This window comes from Rhodococcus sp. Ni2 (assembly GCF_021352185.1).
In the GTDB taxonomy this organism is placed as follows: domain Bacteria; phylum Actinomycetota; class Actinomycetes; order Mycobacteriales; family Mycobacteriaceae; genus Rhodococcus_F; species Rhodococcus_F qingshengii.
Genome location: NZ_WOXZ01000003.1, coordinates 165,942 through 185,009 on the forward strand (window position 1 = coordinate 165,942; position 19,068 = coordinate 185,009).

General features: G+C 63.9%; 18 protein-coding genes. 9 read left to right on the forward strand and 9 right to left on the reverse strand.

Annotation, left to right across the window (positions count from 1 at the left end):
- Positions 1 to 117: 117 nt before the first annotated feature.
- The 7 genes from GN300_RS27215 to GN300_RS27245 form a co-directional block, all read right to left on the reverse strand.
- On the reverse strand, positions 118 to 1,014 hold the full coding sequence (locus GN300_RS27215; protein WP_003944544.1) for a universal stress protein: 897 nt from the start codon (positions 1,012 to 1,014) through the stop codon (positions 118 to 120).
- A gap of 55 nt (positions 1,015 to 1,069) precedes the next feature.
- Entirely contained in the window at positions 1,070 to 1,846 is a 777-nt protein-coding gene (locus GN300_RS27220) for a DUF998 domain-containing protein (RefSeq protein WP_030536614.1), read from the reverse strand.
- Positions 1,847 to 1,940: 94 nt separating this feature from the next.
- Complete coding sequence (locus tag GN300_RS27225) at positions 1,941 to 2,696, reverse strand: sirohydrochlorin chelatase (protein ID WP_007731050.1); 756 nt, start codon at positions 2,694 to 2,696, stop codon at positions 1,941 to 1,943.
- A gap of 4 nt (positions 2,697 to 2,700) precedes the next feature.
- Entirely contained in the window at positions 2,701 to 3,987 is a 1,287-nt protein-coding gene (locus tag GN300_RS27230; RefSeq protein ID WP_020969973.1) for a sulfate adenylyltransferase subunit 1, read from the reverse strand.
- The gene (gene cysD, locus GN300_RS27235) at positions 3,987 to 4,922 is read right to left on the reverse strand and encodes a sulfate adenylyltransferase subunit CysD (RefSeq protein WP_007731054.1); all 936 of its coding nucleotides are present in this window, start codon (positions 4,920 to 4,922) and stop codon (positions 3,987 to 3,989) included. Before cysD ends, GN300_RS27230 begins: the two co-directional genes overlap by 1 nt.
- Positions 4,919 to 5,632: a phosphoadenylyl-sulfate reductase gene (locus GN300_RS27240; protein WP_003944488.1), complete on the reverse strand. Its 714-nt coding sequence runs from the start codon at positions 5,630 to 5,632 to the stop codon at positions 4,919 to 4,921. Before GN300_RS27240 ends, cysD begins: the two co-directional genes overlap by 4 nt.
- On the reverse strand, positions 5,629 to 7,356 hold the full coding sequence (locus GN300_RS27245; protein ID WP_063316224.1) for a nitrite/sulfite reductase: 1,728 nt from the start codon (positions 7,354 to 7,356) through the stop codon (positions 5,629 to 5,631). The genes GN300_RS27240 and GN300_RS27245 overlap by 4 nt, the downstream gene beginning before the upstream one ends.
- A 502-nt stretch (positions 7,357 to 7,858) precedes the next feature.
- On the opposite strand from GN300_RS27245, the gene hemW reads away from it, so the two are divergent.
- Together hemW and GN300_RS27255 are read left to right on the forward strand one after the other, a co-directional pair.
- Positions 7,859 to 9,085: a radical SAM family heme chaperone HemW gene (gene hemW / locus GN300_RS27250; RefSeq protein ID WP_042450186.1), complete on the forward strand. Its 1,227-nt coding sequence runs from the start codon at positions 7,859 to 7,861 to the stop codon at positions 9,083 to 9,085.
- A gap of 35 nt (positions 9,086 to 9,120) precedes the next feature.
- Positions 9,121 to 9,741 (forward strand): hypothetical protein, encoded by a 621-nt coding sequence (locus GN300_RS27255; protein WP_054187696.1) that lies wholly within the window; start codon positions 9,121 to 9,123, stop codon positions 9,739 to 9,741.
- Positions 9,742 to 9,767: 26 nt separating this feature from the next.
- Here GN300_RS27255 and GN300_RS27260 read toward each other — a convergent pair whose 3' ends face one another.
- Entirely contained in the window at positions 9,768 to 10,091 is a 324-nt protein-coding gene (locus GN300_RS27260; protein ID WP_003944521.1) for a type II toxin-antitoxin system VapB family antitoxin, read from the reverse strand.
- 157 nt (positions 10,092 to 10,248) lie between these two features.
- Between GN300_RS27260 and hrcA the strand changes: the two genes are divergently transcribed.
- From hrcA to GN300_RS27285, 5 genes are all read left to right on the forward strand, one after another.
- Complete coding sequence (gene hrcA, locus GN300_RS27265) at positions 10,249 to 11,292, forward strand: heat-inducible transcriptional repressor HrcA (RefSeq protein ID WP_003944583.1); 1,044 nt, start codon at positions 10,249 to 10,251, stop codon at positions 11,290 to 11,292.
- A gap of 80 nt (positions 11,293 to 11,372) precedes the next feature.
- Positions 11,373 to 12,524 (forward strand): molecular chaperone DnaJ, encoded by a 1,152-nt coding sequence (gene dnaJ, locus GN300_RS27270; protein ID WP_003944460.1) that lies wholly within the window; start codon positions 11,373 to 11,375, stop codon positions 12,522 to 12,524.
- Positions 12,525 to 12,526: 2 nt separating this feature from the next.
- Positions 12,527 to 13,288, forward strand: a complete 762-nt coding sequence (locus tag GN300_RS27275) for a 16S rRNA (uracil(1498)-N(3))-methyltransferase (RefSeq protein ID WP_003944495.1) — start codon at positions 12,527 to 12,529, stop codon at positions 13,286 to 13,288.
- Positions 13,289 to 13,411: 123 nt separating this feature from the next.
- Positions 13,412 to 14,650 (forward strand): Ig-like domain-containing protein, encoded by a 1,239-nt coding sequence (locus tag GN300_RS27280; protein WP_003944568.1) that lies wholly within the window; start codon positions 13,412 to 13,414, stop codon positions 14,648 to 14,650.
- 14 nt (positions 14,651 to 14,664) lie between these two features.
- Positions 14,665 to 15,441, forward strand: coding sequence for a S9 family peptidase (locus GN300_RS27285; protein WP_063316223.1), 777 nt, complete (start codon positions 14,665 to 14,667; stop codon positions 15,439 to 15,441).
- Here the strand turns inward: GN300_RS27285 and GN300_RS27290 are convergent.
- Positions 15,433 to 17,037 carry an MFS transporter gene (locus tag GN300_RS27290; RefSeq protein ID WP_063316222.1) on the reverse strand — a complete coding sequence of 535 codons (1,605 nt, stop codon included), beginning with the start codon at positions 17,035 to 17,037 and terminating at the stop codon, positions 15,433 to 15,435. The genes GN300_RS27285 and GN300_RS27290 overlap by 9 nt on opposite strands.
- A gap of 128 nt (positions 17,038 to 17,165) precedes the next feature.
- Between GN300_RS27290 and GN300_RS27295 the strand changes: the two genes are divergently transcribed.
- Together GN300_RS27295 and GN300_RS27300 are read left to right on the forward strand one after the other, a co-directional pair.
- A complete protein-coding gene (locus tag GN300_RS27295; RefSeq protein ID WP_007731067.1) occupies positions 17,166 to 17,861 on the forward strand; it encodes a TetR/AcrR family transcriptional regulator in 696 nt (231 codons plus the stop codon).
- A gap of 112 nt (positions 17,862 to 17,973) precedes the next feature.
- Entirely contained in the window at positions 17,974 to 19,062 is a 1,089-nt protein-coding gene (locus GN300_RS27300; RefSeq protein WP_003944580.1) for a PhoH family protein, read from the forward strand.
- Positions 19,063 to 19,068: the final 6 nt, after the last annotated feature.

Genomic DNA, 19,068 nt, shown 5'->3' on the forward strand with positions numbered 1-19,068 from the left:
CCCTGTTCGACCTGTTGCACCCCCACTCCTGTTTGAGCGAACGGCACTTTCGGCCTCCTGATGGCGCCGAAAGTGCCGTTCGCTCAGAGTTGGGGGCCGGGCAACAGCGAGACGAGTTCAGCCCTCTCGGCAGACGAGGACCGGGCATTGGGCGTGGTGGATGAGGCTCTGACTGGTCGATCCGACTATCGACGCCATGAACGGGCTGCGGCCGTGGCTACCGACGACTACGAGTTGCGCTTCCGCCGAGTGCTCGAGCAGTGCCTTCATCGGTCCGCTGCGCTGGACACTGCGGGTGACTTCGACATCGGGGTACTTCTCCGTCCAGCCGGCGAGGCACTCGGACAGCAGTGCATGCTCATGCTGTTCGTACGGTCCCCAGTCGACGAAGCGCCTGGCTTCGGAGTACCCGCCCAGCGAGGCGTGCTCGTTCCACGTGTGGACCGCAACCAAAGGTGCGCCGAGGAACGCGGCAAATTCGAAGGCATGCGCGACGGCGAGTTCGCTGAGCTTGCTCCCGTCGACGCCGACGACGATGGGCCTGGTGTCGGCCATCGCGTGATCACCCGTACCGCGGAATACGGCCACGGGACAGTGCGCGCGGTTGACCACCCGAATGGTGTCGGATCCGAGAAACACGGACTGCATTTCGCTGGTGCCGGCCTGACCCAGTGCAACGATGCGAGCCGACTTCGAGAGTTCGACGAGTGTGGTTGCGGGAGTACCGGTCACGAGGCCACGTTCGACGGTGACGTCGGTGTGATCATCGCGGATGGCGTCCTCGGCCTCGTCGAGCAGTTTTGCACCCTCGACGCGAAGGTGGTGGTCGAACATCTCTTCGTCGGTGACGTTTGTACCGCCACCGGACTCGGGTTGTCCTGGCAGCACGTGGGTCAGGCGAAGTGGTTCGTCGAATCTCTTTGCAGCCGAAGCTGCCCACCTCGCGGCGTTGACCGCGCTTGCCGAGCCGTCGATACCGGCCACGATTCCGTGTCGAACAGATGCACTGGTCATGGAAGTCTCCTCGCGTCGCCTCCTTACCAGTGTGTCCCTGCTCACCCCCGGTTCGCTACAAACCGGTCAGCTCCCGTGGTGCGAGAACGTCGGTGGGCACTGCCGCGCGAGATCGACGCGGGCGCAACGACAACAGAGCGGTGATGAATCCGTTACCGGACAGTGTCAGTTCCACGTTCTTCAACACGGTTCGGCGCATCAACGCGAGCAGGGCCGCGACGCCGGTGACGGCCATCCACATAGGCAGCGGGTACAGCGTCAGGCGTTCACCAAGGCCGAAAGTGAGGGTTCGTCCGAGAAGCAGTACGGCACCGACGATTCCGGTAGCCGCGCACAGCCCTGACCACACTGCGATCCATTTGCTGTGCTTCCAGAATTGAATTGCCATGAGGACGAGAACGGCATGACGTGCGACGAAGCCGGGAAGTACGGCGGTCCAATGAACGAAGGTCCCGTCGTTCGCCGGGAAGAGGCCGGTGGCCGCGGTGCTCAATGCAACGACGACGGCAAGACCGAGAATCCACTTCTTCGCACGACCGTCCGGAATGTACTTGTGCAGCAAGGCTGCACCGAGGATGGTGAGCGCACCGAGGATCATGAAGGCCGCGTTCATCACGTCGTGCATCGGCGAACACGAATCCACGCTGCATGTCGTCACGCCCAGCGAACTGATGGAGTCGCGCGCGAAGCTGTACGGCGTCTTCCATGCTCCGGCTGTGAAGATTTCGACAAGCAGGTAGAGCACCGACAGGACCCATGCGATGCCGGCTGTGCCGAGGCGAAGATTGTGAGTGATGGTGTTCCCTCTCGCGGCGCTCTGAGGGGATTGCACCCAAAGATCTGTTTCGCAGGCGAAGGAGGTACCTTCGCGAGCTGGACAGATCCAACACTACGGTAACAATCTGATAACGGCCTGTGAAACCGGATCAGGCGGAGCGGACCAGACGGTCGGGTAGTGCATCAGCGACTTGTCGGTAACGGTCGATCATCGTTTCGATCAGTAGAGAGTGCCCACCGATCGTGTCGGCGAAACGCGCGCGCGGACATGCAGTTGCTGCGGCAGCGCTGAGTCGATCGGTCAGTAGGCCGGGAGCCAAGAACCACGGTGCGACGACAACACGTTCGGCGCCGTCCTGCTCGAGTGCGGAGATCGCCTGGGCAACTGTCGGTTCCGCGGATGTCGCGAAACAGATTCGAACGCCCGACCAGTTGGTTCCGCCGAGGAGAGTGGACGCCAATTCTGCGGTCGCGGCATTGGCGCGCGCGTCGGACGAGCCGACTGCCGCAAGAGCGACACCGACCGACGGATCGTCCGGGCGGGCACCCGCTTCGAGAATTCGCTCGCGTACTGCCTCGATCAGCCGAGCATCGCGACCCAGCACGTCTGCTTGGAACACGGTCAACTGGGGGTGGCGTGTCGCGGCAGCGGCCAAGAGTCCGGGCAGATCTACCCGGGCGTGGAAGGCATTGCCCAGCAGCATCGGAACAACAACGGCGTGAGTGTGGCCGTCGTGTGCAACTCCGTCCAGGACCTGATCGATGGACGGTGCATTGAGGTCGAGGAACGCCAGCCGGACATCGAGGTCTGGCCGGACTTCACGAAGAGCTGCCACAGCAGCCGCGATCACCCGAGCAGAACGGGGGTCACGGCTGCCGTGCGCAACAGCGATGAGCGGAACCATCGACTTAGACGCGCTCGCCCAATTCGACAGCGGAAATGACGTCGCCCACCAGGCCGGCTGCGAGAGTGTTTCCACCAGCGGGATCGATCAGCAGGAAGCTGCCGGTGTGGCGGTTGACGGCGTAGTCGTCAGCCACGATCGGCTCGGCCACCCGGATCGAGATCTTGCCGATCTCGTTGAGCTCGAGAGTGTCCGGGCCCTGATCCGTGGTGAGGTCCTGCTCGTTGAAGCGTTCCACCAAGCTGCCCACGATGGCCTGCGTCGTTCGCGTGCCGTGCTTGAGCAGCAGACGTGCACCGGGGCGCAGCGACTTCTCGGCCAGCCAGCAGACAGTGGCGTCGAATTCGCCGATCGGCTCGGGTGCGTCGGACGGCGATGCGATGGTGTCGCCGCGTGAGACGTCGACGTCGTCGGCCAGGATCAGCGTGACGCTGCGTCCGGCGTGGGCGACGTCCAGTTCGCCGTCGGCCGTGTCGATACGTGTGACGGTGGTGCGCGTACCCGAGGGCAGGATCACCACTTCGTCGCCGGGCACGACGGAACCGGCAGCGACCTGACCGGCGTAGCCGCGGTAGTCGAGGAACTCTGCGGTGCGGGGGCGGATCACGTACTGCACCGGGAAACGCAGACCGACGCGATGTGGCTCGGCGTCGACCGGAATCGACTCGAGGTGCTCGATCAGTGTGGGGCCGGTGTAGTACGGGGTCTTGTCGGAGCGGATGGCGACGTTGTCACCGTGCAGTGCCGACACCGGGATCTCGACGACGTCTTCGCTTGCCCAGCCAAGTGAGCTGGTGAGTTCGTTGAACTCGGCGGAGATCGAGGTGAAGACCTCTTCGGGGTTCTCGACGAGGTCGATCTTGTTCACGGCGAGAACGAGCTTCGGGACACCGAGCAACGCGAGAACCGCTGCGTGCCTGCGAGTCTGCGCGATGACGCCCTTGCGAGCATCGACCAGCAGGATCACGAGCTGAGCCGTCGAGGCACCGGAGACCGTGTTGCGGGTGTACTGCACGTGGCCCGGTGTATCGGCGAGCACGAAGGTGCGCTTGGGGGTCGCAAAGTAGCGGTACGCCACGTCGATGGTGATGCCCTGCTCACGCTCGGCGCGCAGTCCGTCCACCAGGAGCGAGAGGTCAGGGGTGTCGAGACCGCGGTCCACCGACGCACGGGTCACGGCGTCGATCTGGTCGGCGAGAACGGATTTCGTGTCGTACAACAGACGGCCCACGAGGGTGGACTTTCCGTCGTCGACGCTGCCGGCAGTTGCCAGTCTGAGCAGATCGCTCATCAGAAGTAGCCCTCTCGCTTGCGGTCTTCCATGGCCGCTTCGGAAACTCGGTCGTCGCCACGGGTCGCGCCGCGCTCGGTCAAACGTGATGCCGCAACCTCGGCCAGGATGGCCTCGTTGTCAGCGGCATCGGAGAGGACTGCGCCGGTGGTCGAACCGTCGCCGACGGTGCGGTAACGCACCGAAAGGGTCTGCAGCTCTTCGCCGTCAGCCGGTCCACCCCAGACGCCGGGCGTCATCCACATGCCGTCGCGCTGGTACACCGGACGCTGGTGGGCGTAGTAGATGCTGGCGAGTTCGACGTTGTCGCGGGCGATGTAACGCCAGATGTCCAGCTCGGTGAAGTTGCTGAGCGGGAAGACGCGCACCTGCTCGCCGGGGGAGTGGCGACCGTTGTAGAGGTTCCACAGTTCCGGGCGCTGCTTCTTGGGGTCCCACTGACCGAAAGCGTTGCGCAGCGAGAAGATCCGCTCCTTGGCGCGGGCCCGCTCCTCGTCGCGGCGAGCGCCACCGAATACGGCGTCGAAGCGGTTCTCGGAGATCGCGTCCAGCAACGGCACGGTCTGCAGCGGGTTGCGGATACCGTCGGGGCGCTCGGTGAGGCGACCGTCCGCGATGTACTCCTCGACGCTGGCCACGTGCAGGCGCAGGTTGTACTTGGCCACCACGTGGTCGCGGAAGTCGAGGACTTCCTGCAGGTTGTGGCCGGTGTCGACATGCAGCAGGGTGAACGGCAACGGCGCAGGCCAGAAGGCCTTGATCGCCAGGTGCAGCAGCACGGTGGAGTCCTTACCGCCCGAGAAGAGAATGACCGGGCGTTCGAATTCGCCGGCCACCTCTCGGAAGATGTGGATCGCTTCGGACTCGAGGGCGTCGAGAGTATCGAACTGTGTGCCGTCGAGCTGAGGCCGTGAAGGTGTCAAGTCAACTGTCATGATGCGTGCAACCCGCATTCTGTCTTGGAGGCACCGGCCCAACGACCGCTACGCGGATCGCTGCCGGGGGCTGGCTTGCTGGTGCAGGGTGCGCAGCCGATGGACGGATATCCCTCGTCGACAAGGGGATTGACGAGGATGGAATTGGTGTCGATGTAGTTCTGCATCTCCTCGTCCGACCAGGGAGCGATCGGGTTGATCTTCACGAGTCCGAAGGCTTCGTCGAAGGAGATCAGGGGAGCGTTGGCGCGGGTGGGCGCTTCGACGCGGCGGATGCCGGTCACCCACGCGCTGTACCCGGACAGTGTCTGCTTGAGCGGCGCGACTTTGCGTAGTGCGCAGCAGCGGTTGGGATCACGGGCGAACAGATCCTTGCCCTCGGCGACATCCTGCTCGGCGACGCTTGCCAGCGCACGAGCGTTGATGACGTTGACGCCGTACACCTGCTCGACCGCGTCACGCGTGCCGATGGTTTCGGGGAAGTGGTAGCCGGTGTCGAGGAAGAGTACGTCGACGCCCGGATGCACCTGTGCGGCAAGGTGAACCAACACCCCGTCCTGCATGTTCGACGCCACGATGTACGAGTCACCGAACGTGTCCTCGGTCCACTGCAACAGTTCCTGCGCGCCGGCTCCGTCGAGTTCTACTGCACCGCGTTCGGCGATGGACCGAAGCTCGTCGGCAGTTGCTCGCGAAATGTCCACTGTCATCGCAAATCTCCTTCGTCTGCGCGCACTGCCCATTCGGCGAACCGTTCACCTTCGTTGCGGTTCTTGACGAACTGACGTACGACGCGGTCGATGTAGTCACCCATCTCGACGCTGGTGACCTTGTGCTGGCGCAGCTTGCGTCCGAAGGCGCTGTCGAATCCGAGGCTGCCTCCCAGATGAACCTGGAAACCCTCGACTTGATTCCCCTCACCGTCGTCGACGAGTTGGCCCTTGAAGCCGATGTCGGCGATCTGCGAGCGAGCGCAGGAGTTGGGGCAACCGTTGATGTTGATGGTGATCGGCACGTCGAGCTGGCTGTTGATGTCGGCAAGACGCTGTTCGAGTTCGGGCACGAGCACCTGCGAACGCTTGCGGGTCTCGGCGAACGAGAGCTTGCAGAACTCGATGCCGGAGCAGGCCATCAGGTTCTTGCGCCAGTGCGACGGACGGGCGGGAAGACCCAGCGCGTCGAGATCGGCGATGAGCGGCTCGAGCGTCTCGTCGGCGACGTCGAGGATGATCAGCTTCTGGTACGGAGTGAAGCGGATCCGGTCGCTGCCGGCCTTCTCGGCGGCGTCGGCGACCTGAGCCAGGATGTCTCCCGAGACGCGGCCGGCGATCGGAGCGAAACCGACTGCGTTGTGGCCGTTGCGGGTCTTCTGGATACCGACGTGATCGATCGGGCGCTTGGGCTTCTCGGGCGCGGGGCCGTCGATGAGCGGACGCTTCAGGTACTCGGTCTCGAGAACCTCGCGGAACTTCTCGATACCCCAGTCCTTGACGAGGAACTTGAGCCTGGCCTTCGCGCGCAGACGGCGGTAGCCGTAGTCACGGAAGATCGAGACGACGCCCTCCCAGACATCGGGGACCTCGTCGAGCGGAATCCAGGCGCCGACGCGCTGCGCCAGCATCGGGTTGGTGGACAGTCCGCCGCCGACCCAGAGGTCGAGGCCCGGGCCGTGCTCGGGGTGGTTCACGCCGATGAAGGCGATGTCGTTGATCTCGTGAACGACGTCCTGCTGGCCGGAGATGGCGGTCTTGAACTTGCGCGGCAGGTTGGAGTACTTGGGGTCGCCGATGTAGCGGCGCACGATCTCGTCGATCGCCGGGGTGGGATCGAGGACCTCGTCGAGCGATTCGCCGGCCAGGGGAGAACCGAGGACGACGCGGGGGCAGTCACCGCACGCTTCGGTGGTCTTGAGTCCGACGGCTTCGAGGCGCTTCCAGATCTCCGGAACGTTCTCGACCTCGATCCAGTGGAACTGGACGTTTTCGCGGTCGGACAGGTCGGCGGTGTTCCGGCCGAATTCCTTCGAGATGCCGGCGATGGTGCGCAGCTGCTCGACGTTGAGAGCGCCGGCGTCGCAACGCACGCGCATCATGAAGTACTTGGCCTCGAGCAGGTCGATGTTCTCGTCGCCGGTGAAGGTGCCGTCGTAGCCTTCTTCGCGCTGGGTGTAGAGACCCCACCAGCGGAAGCGGCCGCGAAGGTCGCCCTTGTCGATGCTGTCGAAGCCCTGCTTGGAGTAGATGTTCTCGATGCGGGCCCGAACGTTGAGCGGGTTGTCGTCCTTCTTGGCCTGCTCGTTGGCGTTGAGAGGCTCGCGGTAACCGAGGGCCCACTGACCTTCGGCGCGACGCTTGGCGGGACGCGCAGCGCGTGCAGGCCGGGCTTCGGCAGCTGCCGAATCGGCGGGTGTGGCGGCGTCGGTGGTCGACGTCATCGATGAACTCCTGGATCTGGGCGGTTGATCGGCACGCGGCACGCACTATCGATGAACTGTGGCGGTGTCTGATCGGGACGCACCGGTCCGTGTCGGAAATCGAGGGGGCTGTCCTCGGTCTCGGAAAGCTCGCGGCCGGCAGGTGTGCTCACGAAAACGAACAGCTGGAGAAGCTGCGTCCCTGAAAAGGCATTTCTCTGCAGAGAGTGTTTCGGTGAAGCAGATGGAGATGAGCGGGAAAGGCTGGAAGATCAGTGAAAGATCAACAGCTACACAGGTGCAGACACGACGAGCTGCACACACGCTTGAAGTCGACATGGCGACGCGCCACAAGTCGCACTCCGAGTCCGGTCATGCGGACCATTGTGCCACGTCAACTCGATAATTCCGACTCGGGTGCGTATTTCCACGAAAAACGGGGGAAATATCGAGTTCAAGCCGTACGCCGACCTGCATCGCAGGCTGAATAGGTGTGCGTTCCGGATGCTGGGACACTGGAGGCGTGAATGCCACCAGCACGACTCCCACTCGACAGAGCGAGGCGACGCCCTTCGCCTTGCCCGCGCGATCGCTCGAGGGTGTCGGGAAACGGCCGTTCGGGATCTACATCCACGTCCCGTTCTGTGCCACCAGGTGTGGGTACTGCGATTTCAACACCTACACGGCCGGAGAGCTCGGAACTTCCGCCTCGCCGCAATCGTGGTTGGAAGGTCTGCGGCGCGAACTCGATCTCGCGGCCGAGATGACGGGCGCCCCGGCGGCGGAGACCGTGTTCGTGGGCGGTGGAACGCCGTCGCTGCTCGGTGGTGACGGATTGTCCGACGTGCTGTCGGCGGTGCGGAGCAGCTTCGGCCTGGCGTCCGGCGCCGAAGTGACCACGGAATCGAACCCCGAATCGACGTCGCCGGAGTTCTTCGGTGCTCTCCGCAGCGCTGGATTCACCCGGATTTCCCTCGGCATGCAGTCGGCCGCCCAGCACGTTCTGAAGATCCTCGACCGCACGCACACCCCCGGTCGCGCCGTCGCTGCCGCGAAAGAGGCTCGCGCAGCTGGTTTTTCGCACGTGAATCTCGATTTGATCTATGGAACCCCGGGGGAGCGCGATCAAGACCTGGACGCCTCACTCGATGCGGTCCTTTCCGCCGATGTCGATCACGTCTCGGCCTACGCGTTGATCGTCGAGGACGGCACCGCCATGGCTCGCAAGGTCAGGCGCGGCGAGCTGCCCGCCCCGGACGACGACGTGCTGGCCTCGCGGTACGAACGAATCGATTCACGCCTGTCCGAGGCAGGCTTGCGGTGGTACGAGGTCTCCAACTGGGCAAAGGCGGAAACCGCGGACTCCGGTGACACCCGGTGTCGTCACAACCTCGGCTACTGGGACGGCGGTGACTGGTGGGGTGCCGGTCCGGGCGCGCACAGCCACGTCGGCGGAGTGCGGTGGTGGAACGTCAAGCACCCGGCGCGGTACGCGGAACAGTTGGCGCTCGGCGAACTTCCCGTCGGCGGCAGCGAAGAACTGACCGCCGAGGACGAACACATGGAGCGAGTCATGCTGACCGCACGGTTGCGTACGGGACTTCCGTTGTCGGAACTGTCTGCATCCGAACGTCTTTCGGCCGAACAGGTGGTAGTCGACGGGTTGGCCGTGATCGAGAACGATCACGTGGTTCTCACCGACCGTGGTCGCCTGCTCGCCGATGCGGTGATTCGCACGATCCTGACCTGACGCGCAACCATCCTTCGCCGCGTAATGTGGCCGTGGTGGCCATCATTCATCGTGCGCAGCTGAATCCGTCCAAGAACGACCTGCTCCGAGCGTGGGTGCCCAAGCAGCCGTGGCTCGGGTCGGTCGACTGTTCGACGCTCGAACGCGTCGACGCCTATCGTTTCGACGACCCGGACGGTGAGGTCGGAATCGAGACGCACCTGATGCGCTCTGCCGACGGTCGAATTCTTCAGGTCCCGCTCACTTATCGTGGTGCTCCGCTGGACGGGGCGGAGACCGCGCTGATCGCGACCATGGATCATTCGGTACTCGGCGAACGGTGGGTGTACGACGCATGCTGTGATCCGGTCTACGTCAGCGCGGTGGCGACCGCGATTCTGACGGGTGGGGCCGGAGTCGAACTGGTCTTCGCGGACACCGCCGATCACATCCCCGTGACGGCTCACGTAGTAGGCAGCGGTACGGCCGGCGCTTCCGTACCGGCAGTGGAATCCGTGACCTGCTCGACAGTCGGCACCGACACGATCATCCGCGCGGGAAGCCTGGAACTGACTGTGGCGAGAGTGATCGACGCAGATCGAGTGTCAGGCTCGGCAACGCTCACCGGAACCTGGCCGGGGCAGACGAATCCCGCACTGCTCGCGTTCGTCGGTTGAGTCTCGGTACCCGAGTCGCGTGAGCGTCAGCGGACTCCCTCGATGACACCGGGCATCGCGTCGAAGTCGAAGACACGCGCGTGCAGCACGACGCGGTTTCGCAGGGCCGAACGAACCGCTCGGTGCAGACCGTCCTCGAGGTAGAGAGTGCCGCGCCACTGCACTGCGTGCGGGAACAGATCGCCGTAGAAGGTCGAGTCCTCCGACAGCAGGCGATCGAGTTCGAGGACCTTCGTGGTGGTCACGATCTCGTCGAGTCGAACCTGACGTGGAGGGAACTTCGACCAGTCGCGTAGAGACAGTCCGTGATCGGGATACGGTTTGCCGTCCATCACGCCTTTGAAGATCATGTGCCGCCTTGTCCATGGTTGTGCGATCGACCTTTCGCCGATCTCACTCCACAGTAAGGGCAACAGCCGTCTCTGGCGCTCGGGCGATTAGACTGCCAGTGGAAACCGATGTGTAAATGTCGGTGTTCGTTCTTTTCAGGAAACGGAGGTGGCAACGATGTCGAGTACCGACGACAGGCGTTTCGAGGTCTTACGTGCAATCGTGGCCGATTACGTCTCCACCCAGGACCCGGTGGGATCCAAGGCACTGGTCGAGCGTCACAACCTCGGAGTGTCGAGCGCCACTGTGCGCAACGACATGGCATTCCTCGAGGCCGAGGGCTACATCGCCCAACCGCACACCAGTTCCGGCCGCGTCCCCACCGACAAGGGATACCGCGAATTCGTCGATCGCATCGCCGACGTCAAGCCCATGTCCGGGCCCGAGCGTCGAGCGATCCTCGAGTTCTTGGAGTCGGGTGTCGATCTCGACGACGTTCTGCGTCGTGGTGTGCGACTGCTCGCGCAACTGACCCGTCAGGTCGCGGTTGTCCAGTACCCGTCGCTGTCCGCGTCGTCGGTTCGCCACCTCGAGGTGGTCGCGTTGACGCCGGCGCGCCTGCTTCTCGTTCTCATCACCGATTCCGGCCGCGTCGATCAGCGAATCGTCGAACTCGGAGACGTCCTCGAAGACGAAGACCTTTCCCGGTTGCGCACGCTTCTCGGCGGAGCACTGGAAGGCAAGCGCCTGGCCGCCGCGTCGATTGCCGTGGCGGAACTGGCCGACGAGTCTCCGGCCGACCTTCGCGACGCCGTGATCCGCTCGGCAACGGTGCTGGTCGAGACCCTGGTCGAACATCCGGAAGATCGCCTCGTTCTGGGCGGAACCTCGAATCTCACGCGCAACGCCGCCGATTTCTCCGGTCTGGCCGGCTTCCCCGGTTCGCTGCGCGCAGTGCTCGAAGCACTGGAAGAGCAGGTAGTGGTCCTCAAACTGCTCGCTGCGACGCAGAACTCCGGCACGGTCACCGTTCAGATCGGTGAAGAGACGCAGGTCGAACAGATGCGCGGAACCTCCGTGATTTCGACTGGCTACGGCGCGGCCGGTACCGTTTTCGGTGGTGTCGGTGTGCTCGGACCCACTCGGATGGACTATCCGGGAACAATTGCATCGGTTGCCGCCGTTGCCAGATACATCGGCGAAGTTCTCTCCGAGCGATGACGGACGTCGACATTCGTCGGCACGCCTCCTCGCGAGGACTGAGGAAAACCTAGAAGTAAGAGAAGGACGAGAGACTCAACGTGGCACGGGATTACTACGGATTGCTCGGCGTCGACAAGAACGCGACAGACCAGGAGCTCAAGCGCGCTTACCGCAAGCTGGCACGCGAACTGCACCCGGACGTCAACCCTGACGAGGCGGCGCAGGCCAAGTTCAAGGAGATCTCGACGGCCTACGAGGTCCTGACCGACCCGGAGAAGCGTCGCATCGTCGATCTCGGCGGAGACCCGCTCGAGTCCGGTGGTGGCGGCGGTGGTGGCTTCGGCGGCGGATTCGGTGGCGGCGGCCTCGGCGACGTCTTCGAAGCATTCTTCGGCGGCGGTGGCGGCGCAGGTCGTGGGCCGCGCGGTCGCGTTCAGCCCGGAGCCGACTCGTTGCTTCGCACCAAGCTGACCCTCGCAGAATGTGCGACGGGAGTCAGCAAGCACGTGACCGTCGAGACGGCCATTCTGTGCGACAGCTGCACCGGAGCCGGAACCAACGGCGACTCCAAGCCTGTCCGCTGTGAGACCTGCAACGGTGCCGGCGAAGTTCAATCCATCCAGCGCTCGTTCCTCGGTCAGGTCATGACCTCGCGTCCCTGCCCGACGTGCCGCGGTGCCGGTGAGACCATCCCGGATCCCTGCCACAAGTGTGGCGGCGACGGCCGAGTTCGGGCCAAGCGTGACATCACCGTGAAGGTTCCCGCGGGCGTCGCCGGTGGCATGCGCATCCGTTTGACCGCGCAGGGTGAAGTGGGCCCGGGCGGCGGACACCCCGGCGACCTCTACGTCGAGATCGTCGAGCAGCAGCACGACGTCTTCGTTCGAGACGGTGAAGACCTGCACTGCACGATCCGCGTTCCGATGGTCGACGCAGCGCTCGGTACGACTGTCACCGTCGACACCATCATCGACGGCCCCAAGGAAATCACCATCGAGCCAGGCACCCAGCCCGGACACGTTGCTGTTCTTCGCGGTCATGGCATGCCGAAACTGCGGTCGGGAGTGCGCGGCGACGTGCACGCTCACCTCGAGGTGGTCATCCCGAGCCGTCTCGATCACAAGCAGTCCAAGCTGCTCAAGGAATTCAAGCTGCTCCGCGATCGTGACGAGGCCGAGGTTGTCTCGACGGCCTCGCAGAACAGCGGTGGATTGTTCTCGCGTCTTCGCGAAGCATTCAGCGGCCGCTGACGGTGGCCGCGACGGTCTTCTTTCTCGACCCGGTTCCCGGCGTCGGTGAAATCGCAGTTCTGGACGGACAGGAGGGTCGCCACGCGGCCACTGTCCGCCGGATCGGCGTCGGCGAGCGATTGGTGTTGGCCGACGGCCGTGGCCGGGTAGCCGACGCCGAGGTGACGAGCGTCGGCAAGGACCGCCTGGAACTGTTGGTCAGTGACGTTCAGGTTCTCGAGCAGCCCAAGCCGTTGGTGACCCTCGTTCAGGCACTTCCCAAGGCCGAGCGTTCCGAGTTGGCCGTCGAACTGGCGACCGAGGCGGGGATCGACGCGGTGATCCCGTGGCAGTCCTTGCGTTGTGTCGCCAAGTGGGAGGGCCCCAAGCTCGCCAAGGGCGTCGCACGCTGGCGAAGTGCGGCAGTGTCTGCGGCAAAGCAGTCCAGACGCGCGTTCGTCCCGGAAATTGCGGAACTGCACAAGACGCCGGCGGTGATCGCGTTGGTTCGTGACGCCGTTGCCCGTGGCGCTGTGGTTGCGGTGCTTCACGAATCGGCGACGACGCCGTTGGCCGGTTTGCCGCTGGCGAGCGCAGACGAGGTATTTCTGGTTGTCGGTCCCGAAGGTGGGCTGGACGATTCGGAGATCAGCGCGTTGTCGGAGGCCGGGGCCACTCCGGTGCTTCTCGGCCCGACGGTCCTGCGCACGTCGACCGCCGGGGCTGTTGCTCTGGGCGCGATCGGAGTGCTGACCGATCGCTGGGGACCACGGCCACTGCACTGATCTTGTTGTGATCCCGAGCTGAATCGGATCCGGCGCTCAGCGAAGTGTCAGATTTGCGCACTATCGTAAGGACGTCGGGGGTCGCCTTCGGCGTGAGTTGGTTCGGGGATTTCAGGAGGCCAGATGTTGTCACGTGCGCATATGCGAATCGTTGGAGCGGTGTGTGCCGCGGCGGCGTTGATGCTCGTCGCGGGGTGCACGGTCTCCACCGGAGACAACACGGGTTCCTCCAGCAGCGCCGTCACCACTACCCCGACCAGCGAGGCTCTCGTCACCGTCACCCCGGCGGACGGCGGAACTCCGGTGAGTCCACTCGACCCCATCGAGGTCCAGGTCGCGAAGGGAACACTGACGACCGTCGCGCTGACCAACCCCGAGGGTAAGGAAGTCGCCGGTATCACCACGCCGGACAAGACGTCCTGGAAACCGAGCGAACCACTCGGATACGGCAAGACCTACAAGCTGGTCGTCGACGCCGTCGACGCGAATGGTGTTGCCACGACCAAGAACACGACGCTGACCACCGTCGCGCCGAGTAACCAGACCCGGGCGTACATCAACACCACCGGTGGCGCCTCGATATCGGACGGTGGCACGTACGGTGTCGGCACCGTCGTCGCCGTTCATTTCGACGAGTTGATCGGTGACAAGGCCGCGGCCGAGAAGTCTCTGCTGGTCACAACCAATCCGCCCGTACAGGGATCGTGGTACTGGGTCGACGGTCAGAACGTTCACTGGCGACCGCAGAACTACTACGCACCAGGCACGACGGTCTCGGTGAACGCGAACATCTACGGCAAGCAGCTCGGCAACGGACTGTACGGCCAGCAGGACGACACCGTGTCCTTCAAGATCGGCGACTCCCACGTCTCGGTCGCCGACGACAACACCAAGATGGTGACCGTCTACGAAAACGGTCAGGTGATCAAGGAAATGCCGACCTCGATGGGAATGGGCGGCACCGAGACGATCGGCGGCACGACGCTCTCGTTCTGGACCCAGCCCGGCACGTATACCGTGATGGACAAGGCCAATCCCGTCATCATGGATTCGTCGACCTACGGTCTGCCGATCAACTCGCGCCTGGGCTACAAGGAATCCATCAACTGGGCCACCCGCATCAGCACGGACGGTATCTATCTTCACGAGTTGGAGAGCACCGTCTGGGCGCAGGGAAACACCGACACCTCGCACGGTTGCCTCAATCTCAGTGCGGCCAATGCCAAATGGTTCTTCGATTTCTCGCAGCCGGGAGATGTCGTCGAGATCAAGAACACCGGCGGCGCTCCGCTGGAGGTGTGGCAGAACGGCGACTGGACCCTTTCCTGGGCAGACTGGGCCGCAGGCAGCGCCCTCGCCTGAGATAGATTTCCTCGGTGCCTCGATTCAAGATTCCGTACGGCCGACACGAGCAGCAGTTCGGGCATCTCTACGTTCCCGACGGAGTCGCTGACGGCCCGATCCCGGTCGTCATGCAGATCCACGGCGGCTTCTGGAGCGGGCAGTACGGATTGACTCTGGGCACCGCATTTGCCGTCGAACTCGCGCGGCACGGCGTCGCGGTGTGGAACATCGAATACCGCCGTCTCGGGGCGGGCGGTCGTTGGCCGGAGATGTCCGCCGACGTGAAAGCCGCGTACGACGAAATCCCCGGACTGGTTGCCGGGAAGTCCTCGGCCGAATTGGATCTGAATCAGATTCGCTTGCTCGGGCATTCGGCCGGAGGACATCTTGCAGTGTGGCTGGCGGGGGAGAAGGACACGTTCACCCGGCCTGAACGGGTCATCGCACAGGCGGCCGCACTCGATCTGGCGTCGGCAGGCGAGCGTGGACGACGGATCAGCTTCATCGAGGATCTGTTCGGCGTTCCGTTCGACGCGGACCCGGATCTGTATCGCAGTGCGTCGCCGCAGCATCGATTGCCGATCGGCGTCCCCGTTGTGTGCGTCACGGGTGCGGAGGACCTGCAGGTGCCGGCCAAGGTGAGCTCCCGGTACGCGAAAGCCGCGGAAGCGGCTGGTGATCCCGTGGCACTGCGTGTGATCGAGGGCGAAGGACACGACGCATTTCTCTCACCCTCGACCGAGTCGTGGCGGGTCTCCCGCGAGTTGGTTCTCGCCGAAGACCCGCTGGCTCCGAGCACGTCAGACTGACGCGGGGTCCACTTCCACAGGGGCCTTCTTGCCCGGCAGGATGAACGCCACGACAACTGCCCCCACGAACAGTGCAAGACCGCCCGCCCAACTGGCCGCCGAAATCGCGTCGGCGTAGGCACTGCCTGCGGCGTCGAGCAACGGCCCTGCCTGAGCTGCAGCCAACGGGTTGCCTGCCATCTCTTCGGCGACCAACGAAGCGCCGCCGACGGATTCGCCCGACACCTCCATCGCGTACGCGGCCTGTTGTGCAAGTTCGCCCGTCAACTGCGGAACCTGCATTCCATCGATGAATCCGGCAATCGAATCCTTGTAGCTCGCAGCGAGGATCGAGCCGAGGATCGCGATACCCAGCGAGCCGCCGAGTTCGATGGCGGTGTCGTTGAGGCCACCCGCAGCACCGAGATCGTCCTCGGAGAAGTTGTCCATGATGGCGTCGGTGGCCGGCGGTTCGCTGAGACCGATGCCCAGGCCGAGCAGGATCAGTGGGACTGCGAACATCCAGTAGCCCGAATCGCCGTCGACCTGCGTGAGAATCAGAACGCCGATCGCGGCGACCACCATGCCGCCGAAGATGGATGCCCGGACGCCGATCAGCGGAGTGATCCGCCCACTGACAACGGCGCCGATCGAGACGGCAATTGCCAAGGGCAGCAGACGAACACCGGTTTCGAGTGCGCCGTAGCCGAGGATGAACTGGAACTGCTGTGAGATGAAGTAGATGGCGCCGAAGGCGGCCAGGAACAGCAGAAGTACGGCGAGCGTCGCGCCGCCGACCATGCGCTGGCCGAGCTTACGGACGTCGAGCAGTGGCTGCGGGTGACGCAGTTCCCAGACGACGAACGAGACGAGGCCGATCGCAGCGAGTACGGCGGCACCGATGGGTCCGCCGGTCCACCCGAAGTGGAATCCGTTGATGATCGAGTACACGAGCGAGCCAATGGTGACCACCGAGAGTGCGCCGCCGATCCAGTCGATCCGGCCCAGGTGCTCGGCCTTGCTCGGCGGCACCAGAATTACGGCGGCGACGGCAGCGACTGCGGCGATCGGGACGTTGATCAGGAAAGTGATGCTCCAGGAATGACTGTCGAGAATCCATCCGGCCAACAGCGGACCGAGTGCAATCGCGAGACCCGATGTCGCCGCCCACGCCGCGATGGCGCGTGATCGCTCCGCTTTGGGAAAGGTAGCGACCAGAAGCGAAAGCGTCGCGGGCATGATGATCGCGGCGCCGACGCCCATGATCATTCGTGCCGCGATGACGGCGTTGGTGGTGTCCGCGATGCTGCCGAAGACGGCGCCGCCGGCGAACACGGCGAGTCCGGCGAGAAGTGCGCCGCGGCGACTGTACTTGTCACCGATCACGCCGAACAGCAGCATCAATGCGGCGTAGGGAACGGTGTAGCCGTCGATGACCCATTGAAGTTGCGTGCTGGTGAGGCCGAGGTCTCTGGTCATGTCCGGCGCCGCGACGATCAGCGCGGTATTCGCCATCACGACGATCAGCAGACTCAGGCACAACACCCCGAGCGCGGCCCACCGCCGTGAGTACGGCTGGTCCATCTCCGAGACAGGTTTGCTCATGAGTGTCGTCATGACGCGACTCCGTTCCTGATGATCGAAGACACTCCTCGATCTATTTGCACACTGATGTGTAAGTTAATAACTTGCACACCGATGTGCAACTATGATTGACCTAGATCACAGTTGGGCAGTCGAAAGAGGTGGAACGCGCGTTGACGCATTCGGGCACAGTCGTTTCGGGAACTGCCGAATCGGGCGGACGGCAGCGTCGTAGTCAGGCCGCGGCCAATCGCAATCGCATCATCGAGGCGGCGATCACGGCGTTCGCTGCTGATCCGGATGCGAGCATGGACGACGTCGCAAAGGCCGCCGGTGTGGTCAGGCGAACCGTGTACGCGCATTTCGACAGCCGAGAGGCGCTGATCAACGGCATCGTGGACGAGGCGTCGACCGATCTCGTAGCTGCGCTGAGCCAAGCCGGCGAGCCGCCCGAGCGCCCGGATCTGGCGACTGCCGTACTGGCATTGCTGTCATGGCCGGTCGGTGATCGCTTCCGGATGCTGCTCAGCTTTGCTCGCAAAGAGTTGGGGGAGCAGCGGATTCTCGATCTGATGGAGCCCGCGCGCGCCGTGAGTATCAGCGTCGTCGAGCGCGGTCAGCGTGACGGAACCTTCTCGAAATACCTGCCGGCCGAGACTCTGGTAGCGATGACCGAGGCGATCACGATCACTTTGTTCGATCAGGCCAACAGTGGGCTGATCACGGACTCGGGCGAATCCTTTGCCGCCGTGTGCCTGGTCATCGCGGGTATCAGTCCGGACAGAAGCTCCGAGATCGTCGCCGAAGCGTCGGAATGGATCCGCGAATCGCTGCCGTCCGGTCGCCGCGAGGATTAGGCCGGGACGATTAACAAGTGGGCCGTGTCCGACTCTGGCGCTAGACTTCGAAGTATCGAGGCTCACGAGTCGAGTGGGCTGATCGGACCAGAAAGCAGGCCATATTCACCACGTGAGTGAACACAGTGAACTCGACGGGAACCGTGTAACCACCATCACCGAGCGCGCTCTGCCCGCAGAGCGCACCGTCCGTTCGAGTATGGATCTGGCGCCGGAGACCGTGCGTCAAATCCTGGGGGCGACGGACGAGAATCTCACCGCGATCGAACGTGAGCTTCGTGCCGACATTCATGTACGTGGCGGAACCATCTCCTTGTCGGGGACGGCTGCAGACGTGGCGCTGGCAGAACGTGTGTTCAGTGAATTGGCGTCGCTGGCCGGTCGGGGGCAGCCCATTGCCCCGGACGCTGTTCGACGAACCATCGGCATGCTCACCAACGAGGTCGGCGAGTCTCCGGCCGAGGTGCTCTCCCTGGACATTCTTTCGCGTCGGGGCAAGACGATTCGGCCGAAGACCCTCAACCAGAAACGCTACGTCGACGCCATCGACGAGAACACCATCGTGTTCGGAGTCGGCCCGGCCGGTACCGGCAAGACCTACCTCGCCATGGCCAAGGCCGTTCAGGCGTTGCAGGCCAAGCAGGTCTCTCGGATCATCTTGACCAGGCCGGCAGTCGAGGCCGGGGAGCGACTGGGCTTTCTGCCCGGCACGCTGCACGAGAAGATCGATCCGTATCTCCGCCCGCTGCACGACGCATTGCACGACATGATGGATCCCGAGGCGATTCCGAAGTTGATGCAGGCCGGAGTCATCGAGGTAGCTCCGCTCGCCTACATGCGTGGCCGGACGCTCAACGACGCCTTCATCATCTTGGACGAAGCGCAGAACACCACGGCCGAGCAGATGAAGATGTTCCTGACCCGCCTCGGGTTCGGTTCCAAGATCGTGGTCACCGGAGACGTGACCCAGGTCGATCTGCCGGGCGGGGCCCGTTCGGGTCTGCGCGCGGCATCCGAAATCCTCACCGGGATCGACGATATTCATTTCGCCACTCTCGACAGCAGCGACGTCGTACGTCATCGGCTGGTCTCTCACATCGTCGACGCTTACGAGCGTCACGAATCGGATCGGTCCGGCGAGTTGGCGGTCGGAAACCGGGCGCAGCGCCGCGCTGCACATGCTCATTCACCGCGACGGTAGGCTGAG

Bases quoted from the DNA above. Each gene is read 5' to 3' on its own strand.
- GN300_RS27215 (WP_003944544.1), bottom strand. From the start codon at position 1,014: ATGACCAGTGCATCTGTTCGACACGGAATCGTGGCCGGTATCGACGGC.
- GN300_RS27225 (WP_007731050.1), bottom strand. From the start codon at position 2,696: ATGGTTCCGCTCATCGCTGTTGCGCACGGCAGCCGTGACCCCCGTTCT.
- GN300_RS27230 (WP_020969973.1), bottom strand. From the start codon at position 3,987: ATGAGCGATCTGCTCAGACTGGCAACTGCCGGCAGCGTCGACGACGGA.
- cysD (WP_007731054.1), bottom strand. From the start codon at position 4,922: ATGACAGTTGACTTGACACCTTCACGGCCTCAGCTCGACGGCACACAG.
- GN300_RS27240 (WP_003944488.1), bottom strand. From the start codon at position 5,632: ATGACAGTGGACATTTCGCGAGCAACTGCCGACGAGCTTCGGTCCATC.
- GN300_RS27245 (WP_063316224.1), bottom strand. From the start codon at position 7,356: ATGACGTCGACCACCGACGCCGCCACACCCGCCGATTCGGCAGCTGCC.
- GN300_RS27260 (WP_003944521.1), bottom strand. From the start codon at position 10,091: ATGATCTTCAAAGGCGTGATGGACGGCAAACCGTATCCCGATCACGGA.
- hrcA (WP_003944583.1), top strand. From the start codon at position 10,249: ATGTCGAGTACCGACGACAGGCGTTTCGAGGTCTTACGTGCAATCGTG.
- GN300_RS27280 (WP_003944568.1), top strand. From the start codon at position 13,412: ATGTTGTCACGTGCGCATATGCGAATCGTTGGAGCGGTGTGTGCCGCG.
- GN300_RS27290 (WP_063316222.1), bottom strand. From the start codon at position 17,037: ATGACGACACTCATGAGCAAACCTGTCTCGGAGATGGACCAGCCGTAC.